The sequence below is a fragment of the Rhodococcus sp. NPDC080181 genome, from assembly GCF_040702225.1.
GTDB classification, from domain to species: domain Bacteria; phylum Actinomycetota; class Actinomycetes; order Mycobacteriales; family Mycobacteriaceae; genus Rhodococcoides; species Rhodococcoides fascians.
On sequence record NZ_JBFBKN010000037.1, the window covers coordinates 17,115 to 36,374 of the forward strand.

A 19,260-nucleotide genomic window follows, 5' to 3' on the forward strand; every position below is an offset into this window, starting at 1 on the left:
CACCGAACCGAGCGAGCGCGATCTCAGAGGTACCGCTCGGTGCGCGCTCGCAGCGACGCGGGTACGACGAACCTGTCGCCGTATCGCGCCCGCAACTCGTCGGCTCGGTGCACGAATCCCGGGAGACCGCCGTCGAACTGATTGACGAACTGCAGCACACCGCCGGTCCAGGCAGGGAAGCCGATACCCAGAATGGAACCGATATTGGCGTCGGCGACGGTTCGGAGAACGCCCTCGTCGAGGCACGCGACCGAATCAAGCGATTGGGCGACGAGCATGCGATCCATCATGTCCTCGAACGGAATTCCGTGTTCGGGGCGGTGGTAGTGCTCCACAAGGCCCGGCCAGAGCCGGACCTTGCTGCCGTCCTCGGCGTACTCGTAGAACCCGCGCCCCGCCTTGCGGCCCGGACGGTCGAACTCGTCGACGAGGCGATCGACCAGGGCGTACGAATTCGAGACGATCCAGGGGCGACCGTCGGCGCGAGCGGCCTCGGCCATGCCCTCGCGGATGTGCCGCGACAGGGTCAACGAAATCTCGTCCATCAGAGCCAGTGCGCCGGACGGGTAGCCGGCCTGGAGTGCGGCCTGCTCGACGGTGGCCGGATGCACGCCCTCCGCGACCAGCGAGATCGCCTCGTCCATGAATCGGCCGATGACGCGGGTGGTGAAGAAGCCGTGACTGTCGCCGACGACGATGGGTGTCTTGCCGATCAGGCGGACGAAGTCGAATGCGCGGGCAAGAGTGGAGTCGCTGGTGTGTTCTCCCACCACTATCTCCACCAACGGCATCTTGTCGACTGGGGAGAAGAAGTGCGTCCCGATGAAGTCGCCGGTTCGCGAAACAGATTGCGAGAGTGCGGTGATGGGGAGGGTGGAGGTATTCGAGCACAGCAGCGCGTCGGCAGTCAAGTACTTGTCGACGTCCTCGAAGGCACCCTGCTTGACGGCGGGATCCTCGAACACTGCCTCGACGACCAGGTCGCAACCCTCGGCGTCCGCCGCGTCGGAGCTGGGAGTGATGAGCGCGAGCACCGCATCGGCATCGGCCTGGCTTGCGCGGCCTTTCGCGACAGCTCTACCGAGAACCGAACGTGCATAACTCTTCCCGCGCTCGGCGGATTCGATCGAGACATCACGGAGGATCACCGGAACCCCGGCCGAGGCGACGACGTAGGCAATGGCGGCACCCATCATTCCGGCCCCGATCACCAGCACTTTCTCGGGAACTCGATGTGGTTCGGCCGGAGGGCGGGAAGCGCCTTTGGTGATGGAGCCGAGATCGAAGAACATCGACTGGATCAAATTGCCCGAGATCGGCCCGCAGGCGAGCGACGTGCAGTAGCGGGTTTCGACGAGCGAGGCGGCGTCGAAGTCGAGTACCGATCCTTCCACTGCCGCGGCAACGACTGCGATGGGGGCAGGCATCGGTGCGCCCTTGACCTGTTTACGCACTGTTGCCGTGAGTGCCGGCAGCTGCGCGGCCACAGCCGGTGCTGCCGCCGTACCGCCGGGGATCGTGAATCCCGCTCTGTCCCAGGGCTGGAGGGCCCCGGGATTGGCGCTGATCCAGGAACGTGCCTGCGCCATCATGTGCTCGTGGGTGTCGACGACCTCGTCGATGAGTCCGAGCTCGAGGGCCTGCGCCGGCCGATATCGCTGGCCCTGGCCCACCACCTGTGTCAGAGCCTTGACGATGCCGAACATGCGGACCGTCCGGGTGACGCCACCGGCCCGGGGAGAAGCCCGAGGGTCACCTCGGGCAGCCCGAATCGAGCCTTGCTGTTGTTCAGGGCAATTCGATGATGGCAGGCCAGGGCGATCTCGAAGCCGCCGCCGAGTGCGGTGCCGCCCAGTGCGGCCACGACCGGCTTGCCGAGCGTCTCGAGCCGCCGAAACTTGTCCTTCGTGAAATCGAGCGCATCTGCGATGGTTGCATGGTCGGACGGACCGGCGTCGCGCAGCAATTCGAGGTCGCCACCGGAGAAGAAAGAATCCTTGCCCGACGTGACGATGATGCCGTCGTACGCATCGAGTTCGGTCTCGAGCCAGTCGACGGTCTGCTCGAGCGATTCACCGAATGCCGCGTTCATGGTGTTCGTGGAATGCGCAGGATCGTCGATCGTCAGAACGACGATACGGTCGGTACCGATCTCGCCGGTGATGGTGGAAGTGTGCAGTGCGGCTGGGCTGTTCATCGGATCCTCGGGTCGGTGCGGGTTCTACAGAGAGCGAGAGATGAGGTCTTTCATGACTTCGTTGGCACCGGCATAGATACGGGCGATGCGACCGTCTACGAACATGCGGGCGATGGGGTATTCCTCCATGTAGCCGTAGCCGCCGAAGAGTTGCAGGCAGCGGTCGACCACCTCGAATTGTCGATCGGTGGTCCAGTACTTGACCATCGCGGCCGTCGTCACGTCCAGTGACCCCGAAATATGTTGGGCCACTGCGTCGTCGACGAAGGTGCGGACGACGCGTCCGATGGTGGCGCATTCGGCGAGCTCGAACTTGGTGTTCTGCAGGTCGAACAGTGTCTTGCCGAACGCGCTTCGTGTCTTGGTGTAGTCGACGGTCTGCTGCACGGCGGCCTCGATCATCGCAGCGGCGGCAATACCGCAGATCAGCCGTTCCTGAGGAAGCTGCTGCATCAACTGCGCGAAGCCGCGACCTTCTTCACCCAGGAGGTTGGCAGCCGGAACACGTAGACCGTCGAAGCTGAGTTCTGCTGTGTCCTGGCCTTTCTGGCCGATCTTGTGCAGTACCCGGCCGCGGTGGAAGCCTTCGGTGTCGTCGGAGACCTCGGCCACGAGCAGCGATAGCCCGCGGGCTCCGGCGGTTGGATCTGTCTTGGCGGCAATGATGATCAGATCACAGTGAGCTCCGTTGGAAATGAACGTCTTTCCGCCCGTGACCACGTAGTCGTCGCCGTCGCGCACCGCGCGGGTGGTGATGCCCTGGAGGTCCGAGCCGGTTCCCGGTTCGGTCATCGCGATCGCGCCGATCCACTCGCCGGAGCACAGCTTCGGAAGCCAGCGCTGCTTCTTATCCTCGGTTGCGTACGCAAGGATGTAATGCGGAACGATGCCGCTGTGCACACCCAACTGCATGGCCGAGTCGCCTGCGCGAACCTGCTCCTCGAACAGCACCGCCTCGTGGCGGAAGTCGCCGCCGCCTCCGCCGTACTGCTGGGGTATCGACATTCCCAGGAGTCCATGGTTGCCCGCACTCCGGTAGACCTCGCGGCTGGGGCGTCCGGCCGCCGCGAATTCCTCGCGGTGCGGCGCGACCTCCTTCTCGAAGAAGCTGCGGGCGAGCTGTCGGACGTCGGCGAGCTCGGTGGTGACGTCGTCGGTGCGGTCTGCGAGTGCAGTCATGGAGGGTCCTCGGGTCGGAGCGTACGACGCGTTGTTGGCGCTGCGCCAATAACGATGCACCGACGTGGCCACGGATGTCAACCATGTTCTGCGGCGGGTGAGTTCTCTAGCTGTCCGTGGAGCGGAGCAGTGCAACGTCCGAGACGAGGCGGATGTGCTCGGCCATCGCGCGTCCGGCCTCGGCCGAATTCTGTTGCCGCACAGCGTCGGCGATGCGGCGGTGGTGTTCCAGCGAAGTCTGCGGACGGTTCGACTGCGACAATGATTCGATTCGAGTTTCGCGAATCAGGCCGGCGATTTCGCCCATCAGTCGGGCGAGTAGCGGCGAGTGCGCGGCCTCGGTGATGGCGTGATGGAACAGCTCGTCGCCGGAGTCGCCGCGATTTCCGTCGGTGATTTCCGAGGCCATGACCGACAGGGCGTGGTCGATCGCCGCCATTTCGGCGTCGCTGCGGCGGGTTGCGGCGAGCTCGGCGAGCTTGACCTCGAGTGCCTCGCGGGCTTCGATCACCTCGGGCAGGCGATCGGCGTGCTCGCGCAGGGCGCGAATGGCCATGTCTCCCACGGGCCGTCGCACGAGTACCGCTCCGTCGCCGTGGCGGACGGCCAGTATGCCCTGTACTTCGAGTGCAACGAGGGCCTGGCTCAGTGAGGCTCTACTGACGCCGAGGTGACCCGCCAGTTCACGCTCGGGCGGGAGTCGATCGCCGGGCTTCATGTCGCGATCGGCGATGTGTTTGCACAGCTGCTCCACGATGACCTCGTACAGCCGTGGTCGGGTCACCGGGCGAATTTGCTCAGCCACTGTGTCACTCGCTCTCTGCTCCTCTGGACCCCCACCTTAACCGTCGGGTGGGCAGTGGCCCGGGTCATAGCAACTGTTTACAAGTGATCCACTTCACTGGTTCAGTCTGTAAAGACTCAGTGGCTAGTCCAATTGGCCACGGAACCCGAGCGCCCGCTCGGGGGACAACCTCAGACGAACCGGAGACCTTCGATGTCGACCGAGTTGATACCCATCATTGCGCTCGTCGTCATGTTCCTCGCTGCGACCGTGTTCCCGGTGAACATGGGCGCGCTGGGGTTCGTGGCGGCGTTCTTCGTCGGAACCATTGCCGTGGGCATGGGCACCGACGACATCATCGCCGGCTTCCCGAGCAGCTTGTTCCTGACGCTCGTCGGTATCACCTACCTCTTCGCGATCGCCCAGAACAACGGCACGGTCGACCTCCTGGTCCGCGGTGCGGTGCGGCTGGTCGGTGGCCGGGTCGCCCTGATTCCGTGGGTCATGTTCGGTATCACCGGCGTGTTGACCTCCATCGGCGCACTGGGTCCGGCAGCGGTGGCCATCGTCGCACCGATCGCACTCGGTTTCGCGGCGCGGTACAAGATCAACGCCCTGCTCATGGGCATGATGGTGATTCACGGTGCGCAGGCAGGTGGGTTCTCGCCGATCAGCATCTACGGCGTGACCGTCAACAACATCGCTCAGAAGGCCGGTCTGGTCAACAGCCCGCTCACCCTGTTTCTGGGCAGCATGGCCTTCAACGCGGCAATCGGTGCGTTGCTGTTCATGTTCCTCGGCGGACGTGCACTTCTCGGACGTAGCGTGCACGACGAGGACGGCACCCGCCCCGAGGGAGATTCGGGAGGAGTAGGCGGGGGTGGCTCGAGGACCGTCATGCGCGGCTTCGGATCGTCGACGCCCACGCCGTCCGGTCAGACGGTCACGGTCGAGAACGCCCCACCGCTGGCCACCGCCGTCAAGGCCATCACGTTCGATCAGATCCTCACGCTCGTCGGGCTGGCCTCGCTGGCGGTGTTCTCCCTCGTCCTCGATCTCGACGTCGGCTTCGTGTCGATGACGGTCGCCGTGGTGCTCGCCCTGGCGTCGCCCAAGGCTCAGAAGGGTGCGATCAACCAGATCAGCTGGTCGACAGTATTGCTCATCGGTGGCGTGTTGACGTTCGTGGGCGTGCTGCAGGAGGCCGGCACCGTCGAGTACGTCGGTGATGCCGTCGCCGGCATCGGTATTCCGCTGCTCGTGGCTCTGTTGCTCTGCTACATCGGTGCCATCGTCTCGGCGTTCGCGTCGTCGACCGCCATTCTCGGCGTCACCATCCCGCTGGCCGTCCCGTTCCTGCTCGCCGGCGAGGTCGGTGCCATCGGCGTCATCGTGGCCCTGTCCATCGCCTCGACGATCGTCGACGTCAGTCCCTTCTCCACCAACGGTGCCCTGGTTCTTGCCAACGCCCAGGACATCGATCGGGACGTCTTCTACAAGCAGATCCTGAAATACAGCGCGTTGGTCGTCGTCATTGGTCCGTTGATCGCCTGGGCGGTACTGGTCGTGCCCGGCTGGCTCTAGCTCTCGAGCTGCGCGGACGTCCGAGAACTCGGTCTTGACTTCCCCTCGGATCGCTGGTCCAATGAAATTGGCTAGGCCACTGACCCAATGGGCCACACTGGCGATCCACCCCCTCATCGCTTTCGACGTAAGGATCAATTCGATGCCCCTCAACACGACAGGCAGAACCGGACCGCTCGACGGCACCGTGGTGGTGGATCTGACGCGCGCCCTGGCCGGCCCGCACGCGGCGATGATGCTCGGAGATCTCGGCGCGGACATTATCAAGGTCGAGACCCCCAAGGGCGGTGACGACACCCGGGTGTGGGGCCCGCCGTTCGTCACCCCGCGTGACGCGGAGCGCGAATCGACGTACTTCCTCTCGGCCAACCGCAACAAGCGGTCCATCGCGCTCGACCTCAAGACCGACGACGGCCGAGAAGCGTTGGAGCGCATGATCGAGCGAGCGGACGTTCTACTCGAGAACTTCCGCACGGGAGTGCTCGATCGGCTCGGATTCTCGCCCGAGCGCATCGCGGAGATCAACCCGCGCACGGTCGTGCTGTCGATCAGCGGATTCGGCCACGACGGCCCCGAGGGCGGCCGATCCGGCTACGACCAGATCGCTCAGGGCGAGGCCGGGTTGATGTCGTTCACCGGCTCCGGTCCCGACGATGTTCAGCGCGTGGGGGTTCCGATCGCGGACCTGCTCGCCGGAATGTACGGAGCGTTTGGTGTTCTCGCTGCGCTGCGCTGCGCGAGCGCGACCGCACCGGCCGAGGCAAGGTGGTTCGAACGTCGTTGCTGGCCAGCGTCGTCGGGGTGCACGCCTTCCAAGGCACCAAATGGACCGTGGCAGGCGAGATCGGTGAGGCGCAGGGCAATCATCACCCGTCGATCTGCCCGTACGGCCTCTTTCCCACTTCCGATGGAGCCGTGCAGATCTCGGTGGGCAGCGAAGGACTGTGGCACCGCTTCTGTGAAGGCTTCGGTATCGATCCCGACCTCGAGGGCATGGCGACGAACCCGCAACGCGTCGACAGTCGCGACGACGTCGTCGAGCTCGTGTCCAAGATCTTCCGCACCTACGAGACCGAGCCGTTGTTGGCGCTTCTCGACGAAATCGGTGTACCCGCAGGCAAAGTACGCAACGTGCAAGAAGTGTACGAGTGGGAGCAGACCAAGTCTCAGGGCCTGCTCATCGACGTCGAGCACGAGACGCTGGGCACGGTGACCCTGCCCGGGCCGCCGCTGCGATTCTTCGAGTCCGACGGCACGGAGGTCACCGAGAACCGGCATCTGGCACCGCCGGTCCTGGGAGCCGACGACGAACTCGTCCGCGACTGGTTGAAAGAAGCGATCCGATGACGAGGATGACCGCGCTCGAACTTCTCGATCTGGTGATCGATCCCGGGAGTTTCGAGTCGTGGGACAGCCCGGCTGCCGACTACGTCATCGACGACGAGTACGCGAGCGAATTGGCTGCGGCGCGTGAGAAGACGGGTCTCGACGAATCCGTTCTCACCGGATCCGCGACCGTGCGCGGCCGCACGGTGGCAATCCTGTTGGGCGAGTTCGCCTTTTTGGCTGGATCCATCGGAGTGGCCGCCGGTGAACGTTTGGTCAGCGCGGTGCACCGATCCACCGCCGAGCGGCTTCCACTGCTCGCGTTGCCGACCTCGGGTGGAACGCGCATGCAGGAGGGCACCGTCGCGTTTCTGCAGATGGTCAAGATCACCGCAGCGATCACCGCACACAAGGCGGCGAATCTGCCGTACATCGTCTATCTGCGGCACCCCACCACCGGCGGCGTCTTCGCATCCTGGGGATCGCTCGGTCACGTCACCGTTGCCGAGCCCGGTGCGCTCGTCGGGTTCCTCGGACCCCGCGTCTACGAGGCGTTGTACGACGCGAAATTCCCCGCCGGCGTGCAGACCTCGGAGAACCTGCAGGCGCACGGACTCATCGACGCCATCCGTCCGCCCGAGCAGCTCGGTGAGATCGTCGACCGGGCACTGCGCATCATGACCGATGTGCCGTCGTGTCGCGTCCGGCATTCCGATGCTCTCGAGTGGGAGATCGAGGACGTGCCGGCATGGACCTCCATTCTGGCCTCACGCAGGAGCGATCGGCCGGGGGTGCGCGAATTGCTGTTCAACACAGCGGCAGACGTGTTACCGCTCAACGGAACCGGTCAGGGCGAGTCCGATCCGGGCCTCATTCTGGCGCTCGTCCGGTTCGGCGACATGCCGTGCGTTCTGCTCGGCCAGGACCGGAGGAGCCAGACGACGAAGACGCCACTCGGCCCCGCGGCTCTGCGTGAGGCCCGACGCGGCATGCGGCTGGCGCAGGATTTGAAGCTTCCCCTCGTCACCGTCATCGATACTGCCGGCGCAGCGCTGTCCAAGGAGGCGGAGGAAGGCGGCCTGGCCGGCGAGATAGCGCGGTGCATCGCAGACATGGTCGACCTCGAAACCCCCACGCTCTCCTTGCTGTTGGGGCAGGGAACCGGCGGCGGTGCCCTTGCGTTGGTGCCCGCGGATCGAGTTCTCGCTGCTCAGCACGCCTGGCTCTCGCCGTTGCCGCCCGAGGGTGCCTCGGCCATCGTGCATCGCGACACCACCCACACCGCCGAGATGGCGACCAAGCAGGGAGTGCGCTCGCTCGATCTCTTCCGGGCCGGTGTCGTCGACATCATCGTTCCCGAGTTGCCCGACGCCGCAGACGAATCACAGCAGTTCTGCGATCGAGTGGGCGCGGTACTGCACCGAGAACTTGCCGAGCTGATTGCTCAGGACCCCTCGATGCGGATGATCACGCGCGAAAAGCGTTTCAATCGAATCGGTTTTGCCGCTGCCGCTGTGTGATTTCCCGCCGAACTCGAAGTTATGGACGGATTCGAGGCCGTTTTCACCCATAACTTCGAGTTCGGCGGCGAGTGGGGGCGGCTATCGTCCTTGGGGTGGCTGGCAATGCTCGGGACCCCGGAGTCTCGGTGGCTGCGCGCCTGCTGGCCCTGCTCGGTGTGTTCGACGAGAAGGCTCCGTCGCTGACCTTGACCGACCTGGCCGCCGGTGCCGACCTACCCATCGCCACTGCGCATCGGCTGGTGCGAGAACTGGTGGAGTGGGGCGCGTTGGTCCGGGGCGACGACGGGCGCTACGTCGTCGGTAGGCGGTTGTGGAAGCTGGGCTTGCTCGCACCCGATCAGTCCGATCTTCGCGACATCGCATCACCGTTTCTGCACGACATCTACGGAGCGACCCTTGCGACGGTGCACCTGGCCATCCGCGACGGGTGCGAAGTGCTCTATCTCGACAGGTTGGCCGGCCACGCATCGGTTCCCGCGGTCAGTCGCGTCGGCGCTCGGCTGCCGCTGCACGCCACCGGCGTCGGCAAGGTGCTGCTGGCGTACGCGCCGCGGGAGGTGCAGGAGCAGGTCATGCGATCCCTGGATCGCCTCACCCCGTACACGGTGACGCATCCTGGGCAGCTGGAGAGCGAGTTGCGTCGAGTGCGTCGCGAGGGCTTCGCGCAGACGGTCGAGGAGATGACACTCGGTGCGTGTTCGGTGGCTGTGCCGGTCCATGCCGGCGACGGTGTGGTCGCCGCATTGGGAATCGTGGTTCCCAAGCTGGGCCGCGATCGAGTGAGACTGGTTGCCGCACTTCAGGTTGCGGCCCAGGGAATCGGACGCAGTCTCGGCGGGTAGTCGGCCGTTTTCACTCAGTGGAAGTGCGGTCTTGTTCGGCTCGAAATCCCGGGGTCTACTGCATGCATGCGTACACAGGTTGCCATCATCGGTGCAGGGCCCGCGGGTCTGCTGCTGTCCCACCTGCTCGACGAGCAGGGGATCGACTCCATTCTGATCGAGTCACGTACTCAGGAATACGTGCTCTCCCGAATCCGGGCCGGAGTCCTCGAACACTCGACGGTCCAGTTGCTCGACGAACACGGACTCGGTGAGCGTCTGCACCGCGAGGGCGACGAGCATCGAGGCATCTACCTGCAGTGGCCGGAAGAGCGGCACCACATCGACTTTCGAGATCTCGTCGACCGGAGTGTCTGGGTGTACGGGCAAACGGAGGTCACCAAGGACCTCGTGGTGGCACGCGAGAAGGCCGGCCAACAGATCTACTACGACGTCTCGGACACGGCGTTGCACGACGTCGAATCCGACGCGCCCTACGTCACGTTCACCGACGCGTCGGGCAACGTGGTGCGAATCGACGCGACAGTCGTTGCGGGATGCGACGGTTCCTTCGGGCCGAGCCGGGCGGCCATGCCCGATTCGGTGCGCAACACCTGGGAAAGGGTCTATCCCTACTCCTGGCTCGGGGTGCTCGCCGATGTCGCCCCCTCGACCGACGAACTGATCTACGCCTGGCACCAGGACGGCTTCGCGATGCACTCGATGCGGTCGTCGACGGTCAGCCGGCTGTATCTGCAGGTGCCGAACGGAACCGATATCGACACGTGGTCCGACGACCGCATCTGGGATGCGTTGGCGACCAGGCTCGGTCACGGTCAGGACGGGTGGACTCTGAACCCCGGCCCCATCACCGAGAAGAGCGTGTTGCCGATGCGCAGCTACGTGCAGACACCGATGAGACACGGCAACCTGTACCTGGCCGGCGACGCCGCGCACATCGTGCCGCCCACCGGAGCGAAGGGCCTCAACCTCGCGGTAGCCGACGTGGCTCTGCTCGCGCCGGCCTTGGCGCAGAAGCTGAAGGGGAACGATTCGCGCGCCGCCGACAGCTACAGCGACGACGCACTTCGACGCGTCTGGCGCTGCACCCACTTCTCGTGGTGGATGACGACGATGCTGCATACCGGCGACGACCCCTTCGATGCGCAATTGCAACTCTCGCAACTGAAATGGGTGGCCTCCAGCGAGGCGGGTGCCATGGGCCTGGCGGAGAACTACGCCGGATTGCCGATCGGTTTCTGACGGTCCGCGTCGAGTTCGCAGTTGTGCGGTTGTTTCGGCCCCGAATGCCTGCACAACTGCGATCTCGTCGAGTTCGTGCCTCCGGCGGCAACCGACATCTACAGTGACTTCATGCGCATCGACGAGTATCGGACGTACGACGGCCTCGGGCTGGCCGAGTTGGTCTCCACAGGTGATGTCACTCCGCGTGAACTTCTCGATTGCGCACTGGAGCAGGCGAAGTCGGTGAACCCGGGGCTCAACGCAATCGTCCGCCCGATGCGCGAGGAGGCCGAGCAGCGGCTGGCCGGAACGCTGGAGGGCCCGTTCGCCGGGGTGCCGTTTCTGATCAAGGACTTGTCCCAGGACTACGCGGGGCTGCCCACGTCCAGTGGTTCACGTGCACTCACCGAGCTGCCGATGCCCGAACACGCCACGGTGGTGCAGCGCTGGCTCGACGCAGGCCTGGTCATCTTCGGTAAGACGAACACCCCGGAGTTCGGTGCCAAGGGAATCACCGAGCCGACAGTGTTCGGACCGGCTCGAAACCCGTGGGACCGCAGCAGAACTCCCGGTGGCTCGTCCGGTGGCTCTGCTGCGGCGGTCGCGGCCGGAATCGCGCCGGTGGCGGGAGCGAACGACGGCGGCGGCTCGATTCGCATTCCGGCGGCGTGCTGTGGATTGGTCGGGCTCAAGCCCGGCCGTGGACTGGTGCCGTCGGGACCGACTTTCGGCGAGCCGATGCACGGGGCCGCAGTGCAGGGCGTGGTGTCGCGGTCGGTCCGAGACACCGCCGCGATGCTCGACGTCCTCGCCGGTGGTGAGCCGACGTCGGGATACTCGTCCATGCCGCCGCCCGACGGCTTCCTGTCCCGGATGGACACCGACCCGCGGCCGTTACGGATCGGCATGTACGCCGCGACCTCGGTGAATCCGTCGCCGGCCCCGGAGGCGATCGCTGCGATGGAATCGGCGGCGACAACGCTCGGCGAACTGGGCCATACCGTCGAACTGCTCGAGGCCCCGCCGTTCGACGACGCAGCGCTCAATCGCGAATTCCTGCTCGCCTGGTTCACGTACCTCGCGTGGGAAATGGAAGAGGTCAAGCGCAGAACCGGGTGCGGTGACGACGCATTCGAGCGGGACACCCGAATCATGGCCGCTCTCGGCCGATCCGCGAGCGGAATCGACTACCTCGATGCGGTGGAAGGTCGTCACCTGCACGTGCGGGCCCTGGCCACCTACTTCGAGACGTACGACCTACTGCTGACCCCGACTCTGGCCGAGCTGCCGCCCAAGATCGGGGCGTTCGAACTCGCGAAGCCGTTGCAGCTGGCGTCGGACTTGTTGCTGCGCAGCCGAACTGCGGGAATGCTCAAGTACACCGGCATCGTCGATCAGATGATCGACGAGAACATCTCGTGGATCCCGTACACCCAGACCGCCAATGTCACCGGGCGTCCGGCCCTGTCGGTTCCGCTGCACTGGACGGGCACCGGTCTGCCCATGGGCGCACACTTTCTCGCGCCGCTGGGCGGGGAGGGGCTGCTCGTCCAACTCGCGGCGCAGTTGGAACGAGCAGTGCCCTGGGCCCATCGCTACAGCGACATCGGCTGACAGCTACAGCGACATCGGCTATCGGGTCGCGCCGAGTTGGACCTTGCCGGCGATGCCGGACGGACGCTGTCGCACGGTGCCGTCGACGATGTCGACGACTCCGCCTGCCCAGTCGGGATCGGTGTCGGCTGCGGCCTGAGGATCGGCGTGTGCGTCCGTACCTTCCTCGGCTGCCACGGTGATGGAGCGTTCCAAGGCCTCCCGAACGCTGAGCAACGTCGTATCCGGTTCTGCGAACACTTCCGTCGCGGCATTACCGCGTCGCACGACCATGTCGTGGGTGAGGCTCTCCACCAACGAGATCACGGTGCCGGGCGGCATCGCGGTGATGACTGCGACCGCGCGGCCCACCAACCCCGTCGGCAGCAGTGGCACCGGAATTTGTGCCCGACGCAGACTGGCGACGCTGCCGTACGCCTGCAGCAGTTCCGGGTAGCTCATCGTCTCGGTGCCGCCGATGTCGAACGATCCGGGACGGGCTGTATCGCCGAGGGCGCGGGCGATGATGGCGACGACGTCCACGACGGCGATCGGCTGCACCTGCCTCCGCATCCACGTCGGAATCGGCGTCACCGGCAGTCGCTCGGTCATGCGTCGCACCAACTCGAAGGACGTCGATCCGGAGCCGAGGATAATGGCGGCCCGAAGGACGGTGGCATCGACGGAACTGTCGAGGAACGCCTCCTCGACCTGCAGCCGTGAGCGCAGGTGGTCCGACAGCGGAGTGCCGTCGTCGGGAATCAGTCCGGACAGGTAGACGATTCGCTGGAGCCCGTTGCGTTCCGCAGCGGCGGCCATGGACTGCGCGGCATGGCGATCCTTCTCGACGAAATCGCCTTCGTCCATCGAATGCACCAGGTAGACGACCGCGTCGACGTTCTCGGTGGCAGAGTCGAAGCTGTCGTGGTCGTCGAGGTCGAAGTGGACTGCCGTCACATGCGCACCCCAGGCGAAACGCGACTTCTTCTTCGGATCACGCATCGCGGCGTGCACCTCGTGGCCCTGTTCGAGAAGCACGGGGATCAGCCGAGATCCGATGTATCCGGTTGCGCCGGTGACCAGCACTCGCATGAGATTCTCGTTTCTGTAGACAGGGGTCATACCCCGTCCAGGCGGTCTCACTCCCCGCTGCCGGTGCCGGATGACACACTGTGCGGGTGAGTGCACGTATCAGGAACAACGTGAAAGTCGTCGGAGCTGCCGACGGCCCGGTCGTGATGCTGGCGCACGGCTTCGGCTGCGACCAGACGCTGTGGCGTGGCGTCACCGAAATCCTGGCTTCGCGGTTCCGGATCGTCCTGTTCGACCATGTGGGGGCCGGGGCATCGGACCCGGCGGCCTGGGACGCCGAGCGATACGCCCACATGAGCACGTACGCCGCCGACATCGTCGATATAGCGCAGGAACTCGACCTGACCGACGTGACGTTGGTCGGTCACTCGGTGGCGTCGATGATGGGGGTGCTGGCCGCAACCGCTGCGCCCGATCGATTCACCAAGTTGATTCTGCTGACTCCGTCTCCCCGGTACATCGACGACGGCGACTATCGCGGCGGGTTCAGTTCCGAGGACATCGACGAGCTGCTCGAATCGCTGGACAGCAACTACCTCGGTTGGTCTGCATCGATGGCATCGGTGGTCGTGAACGCACCCGATCGACCCGAACTCGAGAGCATGTGGACCGCGAGCGTGTGCCGAACCGATCCGGCCTGCGCACGGGTGTTCGCCCGCACGACCTTTCTGTCCGACAATCGGGCGGATCTGCCTGGAGTACCGGTGCCGACGTTGATCATCGACAGTGCGCGCGACTCGCTCGCACCGTCTCAGGTCGGCCGGTTCGTGCACGAACAGATCCCGGGGAGCGTCCGCATCACGCTCGACGTCAGTGGCCATTGCCCGCAGATCACCGCACCCGAACTGACGGCCGAGACCATCGCGGACTTCGTGAGACCGTCGTGATCGATGACCTCGACGTCGAGGACCTGTACGAGAATGCGCCATGCGGGTACCTGTCCGTGCGCCCCGACATGCGTATCGCGCGACTGAACTCGACGCTGGCAACCTGGCTGGGCTTCGAGGTCGACGCGCTGGTCGGCACCGACTTCGGGGAGCTGCTCACCGTCGGTGGACGCATTCACTTCGAGACCCACTTCGGGCCGATGCTGTTGATGAACGGCAAGCTCGACGGCATCGCACTGGACCTGGTGACGGCAGATCGTCGACGGTTGCCGGTGTTCATCACGGCGAACGTCAAGATCGACGCAGCGGGCCGGCCGGTACTGATCCGCATCACCGCGCTCGACGCTCGCGATCGCCGCACCTACGAGCGTGAACTGGTCCAATCACGCACGCGAGCAGAATTGTTGGCCAAGACGTTGCAGCGGTCGCTGTTGCCGCCTGCACTGCTACCGCCGTCGGGGATGACCGCGGCAGCGCACTACCGGGCAGCGTCGCGCGACGAGGTGGGCGGCGACTTCTACGACTTGTTTCCGTTGTCCGACGACTGTTGGGGGTTCTTTCTCGGCGACGTCTGTGGCAAGGGTGCAGCGGCGGCCGCTGTGACGTCGCTGACGCGGTACACCCTGCGTGCGGCGGCGGTGTACGACGAGAACCCTGTTGCGGTGCTGCAGAATCTGGATTCTGTTCTACGACAAGAGTTCCGGGATGCAAACGCGCAGTTCTGCACCGCGGTCTTCGGCATTCTGAGCCGGACGGACACGGGATTCGAGGTTTCGATGGCCAGTGGCGGGCACCCCCCACCGCTGGTCCTTCGGGCTGACGGCACCGCCCACTACGTGCCGATGACGGGCGGCCAGCTCATCGGAATTCTTCGGCACGCTCGCTTCGTTCCGGCGACTGTCACGCTCGAAGCAGGGGACACCCTGATGCTCTACAGCGACGGACTCACCGAAGCACGAGTCGGCCGGGGCCGATACGACGACGACGGTGCTCTCCTGGAATTCGCGACGGCACACGCTCCGGCGACTCCGGCAGCCATCGTCGACGATCTGCGGTTGCTGCTGCGCAGTTTCGGCGACGGTCTGGCCGACGACGCCGCCGTGATGGCACTCGGCGTATCTCCGGCCCCCGACTCAGCCGAGAGCAGCGAGGGCTGACGGCAGGTCGGCGTGCAGGGTGAATTCCTGATCCAACCCCATCAGCTTGATCGGCCGGCTGGTGGTCGGCCCGTCGGCCACGACCGAGAACGACAGGGACTCGCCGTGCTCCTGTTGCGTCGTCGCGAGAACTGTCATGGCCGCCGAGGCCAGAAACGACACTCCGCTCAGATCGACGATCAGTGCAGCCGGGCCGGTCGCGGTCTGTGCGGCAATGGCCTCGGACAGTGCCGGGGCAGTCGTGACGTCGAGCTCGCCGGCTACCGAGATGACGGCCGCGCGCCCGTCGTTGGAGGACTGGATCGAGAATCCTGCGGCGTTCGTGTCGACTGGCATCTGTACTCCTGAATCGTTACCCGCCGCGCTCGTCGACGGGGGATGCGGACCATTCAATCAGGCGGTGTCAGCGGAGCGTGACCTGAGTTCCTCGAAGCGCAGGTGCGCCCACCGTCGTGGTCCAAGAGGGGACGGCCTCCGGTGCGATTCCGGTGGCACCGCCGTAGATGACGGCCAGGGTCTGCTGCTCGGTGACCGAGCCCGCATACGAGGCGGGTACGGGGGAGAGCTGTGGAGCCGAGAGCACCGGGATGTTCTGCTCGCCCGGGTTTCTGGTGGGTACCTGGTACGAGCCGTCGTTGGGCGAGCCGCCCGGGTACTGCGGGAAATACTCGCCCGCATTGCGGTCGAGGGGGGTGTAGCAGCTCGGTCCGCGGGTCTGCTCGAACAGCCGTGGCTCGTCCTGGTTCGGCAGGTACCGACCCTTGGGGTTGACGAACGGCATCGAGACGTTGATGCCGGGGTACTCGTCGCCGACGCCGGTGACGATCCTGCCGCGACGTGCCCCTTCGGCGAACTGCGCGACCGTGCAGCCCAGGGCGGGGGAGAACTCGGCCAGCACTTCGAGAGCCTCGCGTGAATTCGCGGCGAGACCGATCAGCTGCGTCGAGTTCGCCTCGAGAAAGCCGGCCGTCGTGTTCGAGGCGGACGTCACCGACGTGTACAGCGTCGCGAGCGCGGATTGCTTCTCGACGACGGTGTTGCCGGTGGTCCGCAGATTGTCGAGGGCGCTGATCAGCTCGGGAGCTGCGTCGGCGTAGGTCTCGGAGAAATCGGCCAATCCGCGTAGGTCCTGCTGGATTGCGGGGAGTTCGGTGTTCAGTCCGGAGAAGATGTTCTCCAATCGATCGATCGTCGAGCCCAGCTGTTCCCCACGCCCGCTCAACCCCTGTGCCAGCGCGCCGAGGGTGTTCGAGAGATCCTGCGGCGGCACGGCTTGGAGCAGCGGCAGTAGGCCGTCGAGCACTTGCCCTACCTCGATGGCATTTCCGCTGCGATCCTGCTTCAGCACGGTGCCCTCGGTGATGGGCGAACCGGGCTTGCCGTCCGGCAGGATCAGCGCGACGTACCGCTCGCCGAACAGTGTTTTGGGCAGCAGTCGGGCCGTGACGTTCGAGGGGATCATCGGAGCCTTGTCCGGTTCGATCGCAAGTTCCGAGGTGACGACGCCGTCGGTGGTCGTGGCGGATCGGACCTCGCCGACGATCATGCCGCGCACCTTGACGTCGGCGTTGCGGGGCAGCGCGTTGCCGACGCTGTCGGTCTCGAGGGAGACGGTCACGACGTCGACGAACGTCTTGTTGTACGAGGTGACACTCCACCCGACGAACACGACGATGAGCACGACGAGGGCGATTCCGAGGAGACGGTTCTGCACCGGCGAAGGGGCGCCGGTCATGCGACGGTCTGTGCGACAACAGCAGTCATGACGCGAACCTTAGTGCTACATAGAGTCACACTTACTGCTCCGACGCCCCTTCTGAGATGCACCTATCAGTGCCCGGGTGATGCGATACAGATCACACTCGGTCGGTGTGTCAGTCCGCGATCAGTTGCGTCGACGAGAACCAGCCGTCTCCGCCGCGTTCGCGCTGACGACCGATGACGTATCGGCCGGGTGCAATTCCGGTGGCCCCGTGTTCGGGGTGAATGAGATAGGCGGTCTCCGAGTTGCTCAGGATGCCCAGAGCGAGGCGTCGAACGTCGTGCACCGGACTCGACCACGTGCATCCGCGGCCGTCGGCGACGAGGCTGTGCGGATTGCCGCCCGCCGCACTGCGGAGTAGTTCGATGCCGGACAACGGCACGGTCTCGTGTCGTGTCCGTTCGGTGGTGACGACGATGCCGTCGAGTACGGCGAGCGGGACGACGATCAGATCTCCCTGGGCCTGCGACCCGTTGACGACGGGCACCGATATCTCCTTGTCGAGGTAGTCGAAGACATCCAGACCGGTGCGGTCGGTGAGAGTGGACAGCGTGATGTTCGAGTTCATGGGGTCACCTGTGGTTGGTCGTTGGGGTGGGTAGTTGTGGTGTGGGTATCGATGGAGTTCGTGCGGAGTCACGTACGGCGGAGGAGCCGGGCATAGTCGGCTCCGGCCAGACCGTAGGTCCAGCCTGCCGCGTCGATGGCGGAGGTGAAGGCGGCGGGGACCCGCAGGCCGTAGCGGCGACGCCGGCCATCGCGTTCACGGGAACCGTTGACGGCGAGCAGAATTCGTCCCCCGTCCTGCCAGCCCTCCGGTGCTGCGTACAGCTCCAGGGTGCAGCCCGGGTTCCCCGGATCCTGGCCGGCGTCGACAAGACGTAGGCCCGCCTGCTCCAGATAGGTGTCCCAGCCGATTCGTTCGATGGCGATTCGTCGCACTTCGACGTTGCGTTCGACAGTGATGCGGTCGACCGTCGGGTCGTGGATGACCCAGCTCGGAACGACGGTGCCGCTCAGTACGTGGACCGCGCTGCCGTCGGCGAACTCCACGGCCGGCCCGTCCGAATTATGCAGTCGCACTTCACCGTGCGGCGAATCGGGCAACGGTTCGACGTGTACTGCGGTGGGCCGTTCGGCCATCACTGCGATGTTCTCGAACGCCCACCACCACCCCGTCGACTCGATGAGGGCGGTTTGGACGTCGAGTAGTTCGACGTCCTCGAAAGAGAACCGTGCGAGGCCGTGGCGACGGAAAGCGTCGTAGTAGGCGACGCGATGGGCTTCTTGTTGGCCGTACCAGGTGATGGAGCCGAACGGGCGGGGAGTGGTCGTGCGGATGGCAGTGGCAATTCCGTCGAACAGGCTGGTGTGCAACGACGCACGGACGGTCCGGTCGATGATGGGATCCGGGCTGATCCCGGCGAGGGCCGCCTCGATCGGGGTACCGCGGGCGACGATACCGCGGACTCGAAAGTCGTTGCTGCCGTTGGTTGTGCTCCACCGGTCTTCCCGCGGCCATTCGATGTGGCGGCGCTCGATGATGCGGTCCATGCGGTGCCGGGAGTCGGACAACATGGTCGCGATCGCGGCGTCCACCTCGGTACCGGCGGTGGATATCGACGGTGTTCTCGCCAAGTGTCTGCCGGCGATGAAGGTCGCTGCAGCCCGAGGCGACGGCACCCAATGGAACTCGGGCTCGTCGAACCCGGCAGATCGATACAGTTGTGCCACAGCATGTTCCGCGACAGATCTGTCGGCTGGGCCGGCTTTCAGTCCGTAATCGAGCCACCGGTCGCGTTGTGCACAGACCGCGCGAATGTCTTCGGCGTAGGAATCGGGATCTTCGGAGAATGTGCCTCGACGGGGGAATGTCGACGGCATCGGCACGGCGCTCACTTCGGTGAGGCGGTGTCCGCCTTTCCTGTTGTCATGAACCAAGAGTGACACGAGATTCGGCCGAGCGCAAGGGTTGCTCACGTGCGCGGAAGTTCGTAGCAGGGGTCGAGTTTCCACTCAGTGATACTGGAGTTGTTCGTCGAGGTGGAAGGTATGACTCGTTTCCGCTCTGACGCCGATGGCTGTCTTTCATGTGATGTGTCGGCCTTCG

General features: G+C 65.2%; 14 protein-coding genes and 2 pseudogenes. 8 read left to right on the plus strand and 8 right to left on the minus strand.

Translation table 11 applies throughout. The annotated features are described in order from the left end of the window. Positions 1–23: 23 nt before the first annotated feature. The 3 genes and pseudogenes from AB0O58_RS25010 to AB0O58_RS25020 all read right to left on the minus strand — a co-directional run bounded on the left by AB0O58_RS25010 (position 24) and on the right by AB0O58_RS25020 (position 4,181). Positions 24–2,197 (minus strand): annotated as a pseudogene (locus AB0O58_RS25010) (3-hydroxyacyl-CoA dehydrogenase NAD-binding domain-containing protein). A gap of 24 nt (positions 2,198–2,221) precedes the next feature. After that, positions 2,222–3,376, minus strand: a complete 1,155-nt coding sequence (locus AB0O58_RS25015; protein ID WP_027494696.1) for an acyl-CoA dehydrogenase family protein — start codon at positions 3,374–3,376, stop codon at positions 2,222–2,224. A gap of 106 nt (positions 3,377–3,482) precedes the next feature. After that, positions 3,483–4,181 carry a FadR/GntR family transcriptional regulator gene (locus AB0O58_RS25020; protein ID WP_027494695.1) on the minus strand — a complete coding sequence of 233 codons (699 nt, stop codon included), beginning with the start codon at positions 4,179–4,181 and terminating at the stop codon, positions 3,483–3,485. A 192-nt stretch (positions 4,182–4,373) separates the two neighbouring features. On the opposite strand from AB0O58_RS25020, the gene AB0O58_RS25025 reads away from it, so the two are divergent. The 6 genes and pseudogenes from AB0O58_RS25025 (at position 4,374) to AB0O58_RS25050 (ending at position 12,273) form a co-directional block, all read left to right on the plus strand. Beyond that, a complete protein-coding gene (locus tag AB0O58_RS25025) occupies positions 4,374–5,744 on the plus strand; it encodes an SLC13 family permease (protein ID WP_366238945.1) in 1,371 nt (456 codons plus the stop codon). Between the two features lie 142 nt (positions 5,745–5,886). Next, positions 5,887–7,091: pseudogene (locus tag AB0O58_RS25030) on the plus strand (CoA transferase). Next, the gene (locus AB0O58_RS25035; RefSeq protein ID WP_032373532.1) at positions 7,088–8,590 is read left to right on the plus strand and encodes a carboxyl transferase domain-containing protein; all 1,503 of its coding nucleotides are present in this window, start codon (positions 7,088–7,090) and stop codon (positions 8,588–8,590) included. Before AB0O58_RS25030 ends, AB0O58_RS25035 begins: the two are co-directional and overlap by 4 nt. A 95-nt stretch (positions 8,591–8,685) precedes the next feature. Continuing rightward, on the plus strand, positions 8,686–9,435 hold the full coding sequence (locus tag AB0O58_RS25040; protein WP_032373531.1) for an IclR family transcriptional regulator: 750 nt from the start codon (positions 8,686–8,688) through the stop codon (positions 9,433–9,435). 66 nt (positions 9,436–9,501) lie between these two features. After that, complete coding sequence (locus tag AB0O58_RS25045) at positions 9,502–10,677, plus strand: 4-hydroxybenzoate 3-monooxygenase (RefSeq protein ID WP_032400643.1); 1,176 nt, start codon at positions 9,502–9,504, stop codon at positions 10,675–10,677. Between the two features lie 111 nt (positions 10,678–10,788). Further along, on the plus strand, positions 10,789–12,273 hold the full coding sequence (locus AB0O58_RS25050) for an amidase (RefSeq protein WP_032400666.1): 1,485 nt from the start codon (positions 10,789–10,791) through the stop codon (positions 12,271–12,273). A gap of 18 nt (positions 12,274–12,291) precedes the next feature. Here AB0O58_RS25050 and AB0O58_RS25055 read toward each other — a convergent pair whose 3' ends face one another. Beyond that, positions 12,292–13,374 (minus strand): NAD(P)H-binding protein, encoded by a 1,083-nt coding sequence (locus tag AB0O58_RS25055; protein WP_052061570.1) that lies wholly within the window; start codon positions 13,372–13,374, stop codon positions 12,292–12,294. Positions 13,375–13,430: 56 nt separating this feature from the next. On the opposite strand from AB0O58_RS25055, the gene AB0O58_RS25060 reads away from it, so the two are divergent. Next, positions 13,431–14,231, plus strand: a complete 801-nt coding sequence (locus AB0O58_RS25060; protein ID WP_032400644.1) for an alpha/beta hydrolase — start codon at positions 13,431–13,433, stop codon at positions 14,229–14,231. Next, positions 14,228–15,388, plus strand: a complete 1,161-nt coding sequence (locus AB0O58_RS25065; RefSeq protein WP_363797231.1) for a SpoIIE family protein phosphatase — start codon at positions 14,228–14,230, stop codon at positions 15,386–15,388. Before AB0O58_RS25060 ends, AB0O58_RS25065 begins: the two co-directional genes overlap by 4 nt. On the opposite strand, the gene AB0O58_RS25070 is transcribed toward AB0O58_RS25065, so the two are convergent. The 4 genes from AB0O58_RS25070 to AB0O58_RS25085 form a co-directional block, all read right to left on the minus strand. Continuing rightward, entirely contained in the window at positions 15,365–15,724 is a 360-nt protein-coding gene (locus AB0O58_RS25070; RefSeq protein WP_283316119.1) for an STAS domain-containing protein, read from the minus strand. The genes AB0O58_RS25065 and AB0O58_RS25070 overlap by 24 nt on opposite strands. Positions 15,725–15,791: 67 nt before the next feature. Next, complete coding sequence (locus tag AB0O58_RS25075) at positions 15,792–17,123, minus strand: MCE family protein (protein ID WP_283541776.1); 1,332 nt, start codon at positions 17,121–17,123, stop codon at positions 15,792–15,794. 139 nt (positions 17,124–17,262) lie between these two features. Beyond that, complete coding sequence (locus AB0O58_RS25080; RefSeq protein WP_027494677.1) at positions 17,263–17,718, minus strand: hypothetical protein; 456 nt, start codon at positions 17,716–17,718, stop codon at positions 17,263–17,265. A gap of 68 nt (positions 17,719–17,786) precedes the next feature. After that, positions 17,787–19,049 carry a DUF6745 domain-containing protein gene (locus tag AB0O58_RS25085; protein ID WP_366238946.1) on the minus strand — a complete coding sequence of 421 codons (1,263 nt, stop codon included), beginning with the start codon at positions 19,047–19,049 and terminating at the stop codon, positions 17,787–17,789. Positions 19,050–19,260: the final 211 nt, after the last annotated feature.

Excerpts from the sequence above, each read along its gene's own strand:
- AB0O58_RS25075 (WP_283541776.1), bottom strand. The coding sequence starts at position 17,123 with ATGACCGGCGCCCCTTCGCCGGTGCAGAACCGTCTCCTCGGAATCGCC.
- AB0O58_RS25070 (WP_283316119.1), bottom strand. The coding sequence starts at position 15,724 with ATGCCAGTCGACACGAACGCCGCAGGATTCTCGATCCAGTCCTCCAAC.
- AB0O58_RS25055 (WP_052061570.1), bottom strand. The coding sequence starts at position 13,374 with ATGACCCCTGTCTACAGAAACGAGAATCTCATGCGAGTGCTGGTCACC.
- AB0O58_RS25050 (WP_032400666.1), top strand. The coding sequence starts at position 10,789 with ATGCGCATCGACGAGTATCGGACGTACGACGGCCTCGGGCTGGCCGAG.
- AB0O58_RS25035 (WP_032373532.1), top strand. The coding sequence starts at position 7,088 with ATGACGAGGATGACCGCGCTCGAACTTCTCGATCTGGTGATCGATCCC.
- AB0O58_RS25080 (WP_027494677.1), bottom strand. The coding sequence starts at position 17,718 with ATGAACTCGAACATCACGCTGTCCACTCTCACCGACCGCACCGGTCTG.
- AB0O58_RS25045 (WP_032400643.1), top strand. The coding sequence starts at position 9,502 with ATGCGTACACAGGTTGCCATCATCGGTGCAGGGCCCGCGGGTCTGCTG.
- AB0O58_RS25015 (WP_027494696.1), bottom strand. The coding sequence starts at position 3,376 with ATGACTGCACTCGCAGACCGCACCGACGACGTCACCACCGAGCTCGCC.
- AB0O58_RS25025 (WP_366238945.1), top strand. The coding sequence starts at position 4,374 with ATGTCGACCGAGTTGATACCCATCATTGCGCTCGTCGTCATGTTCCTC.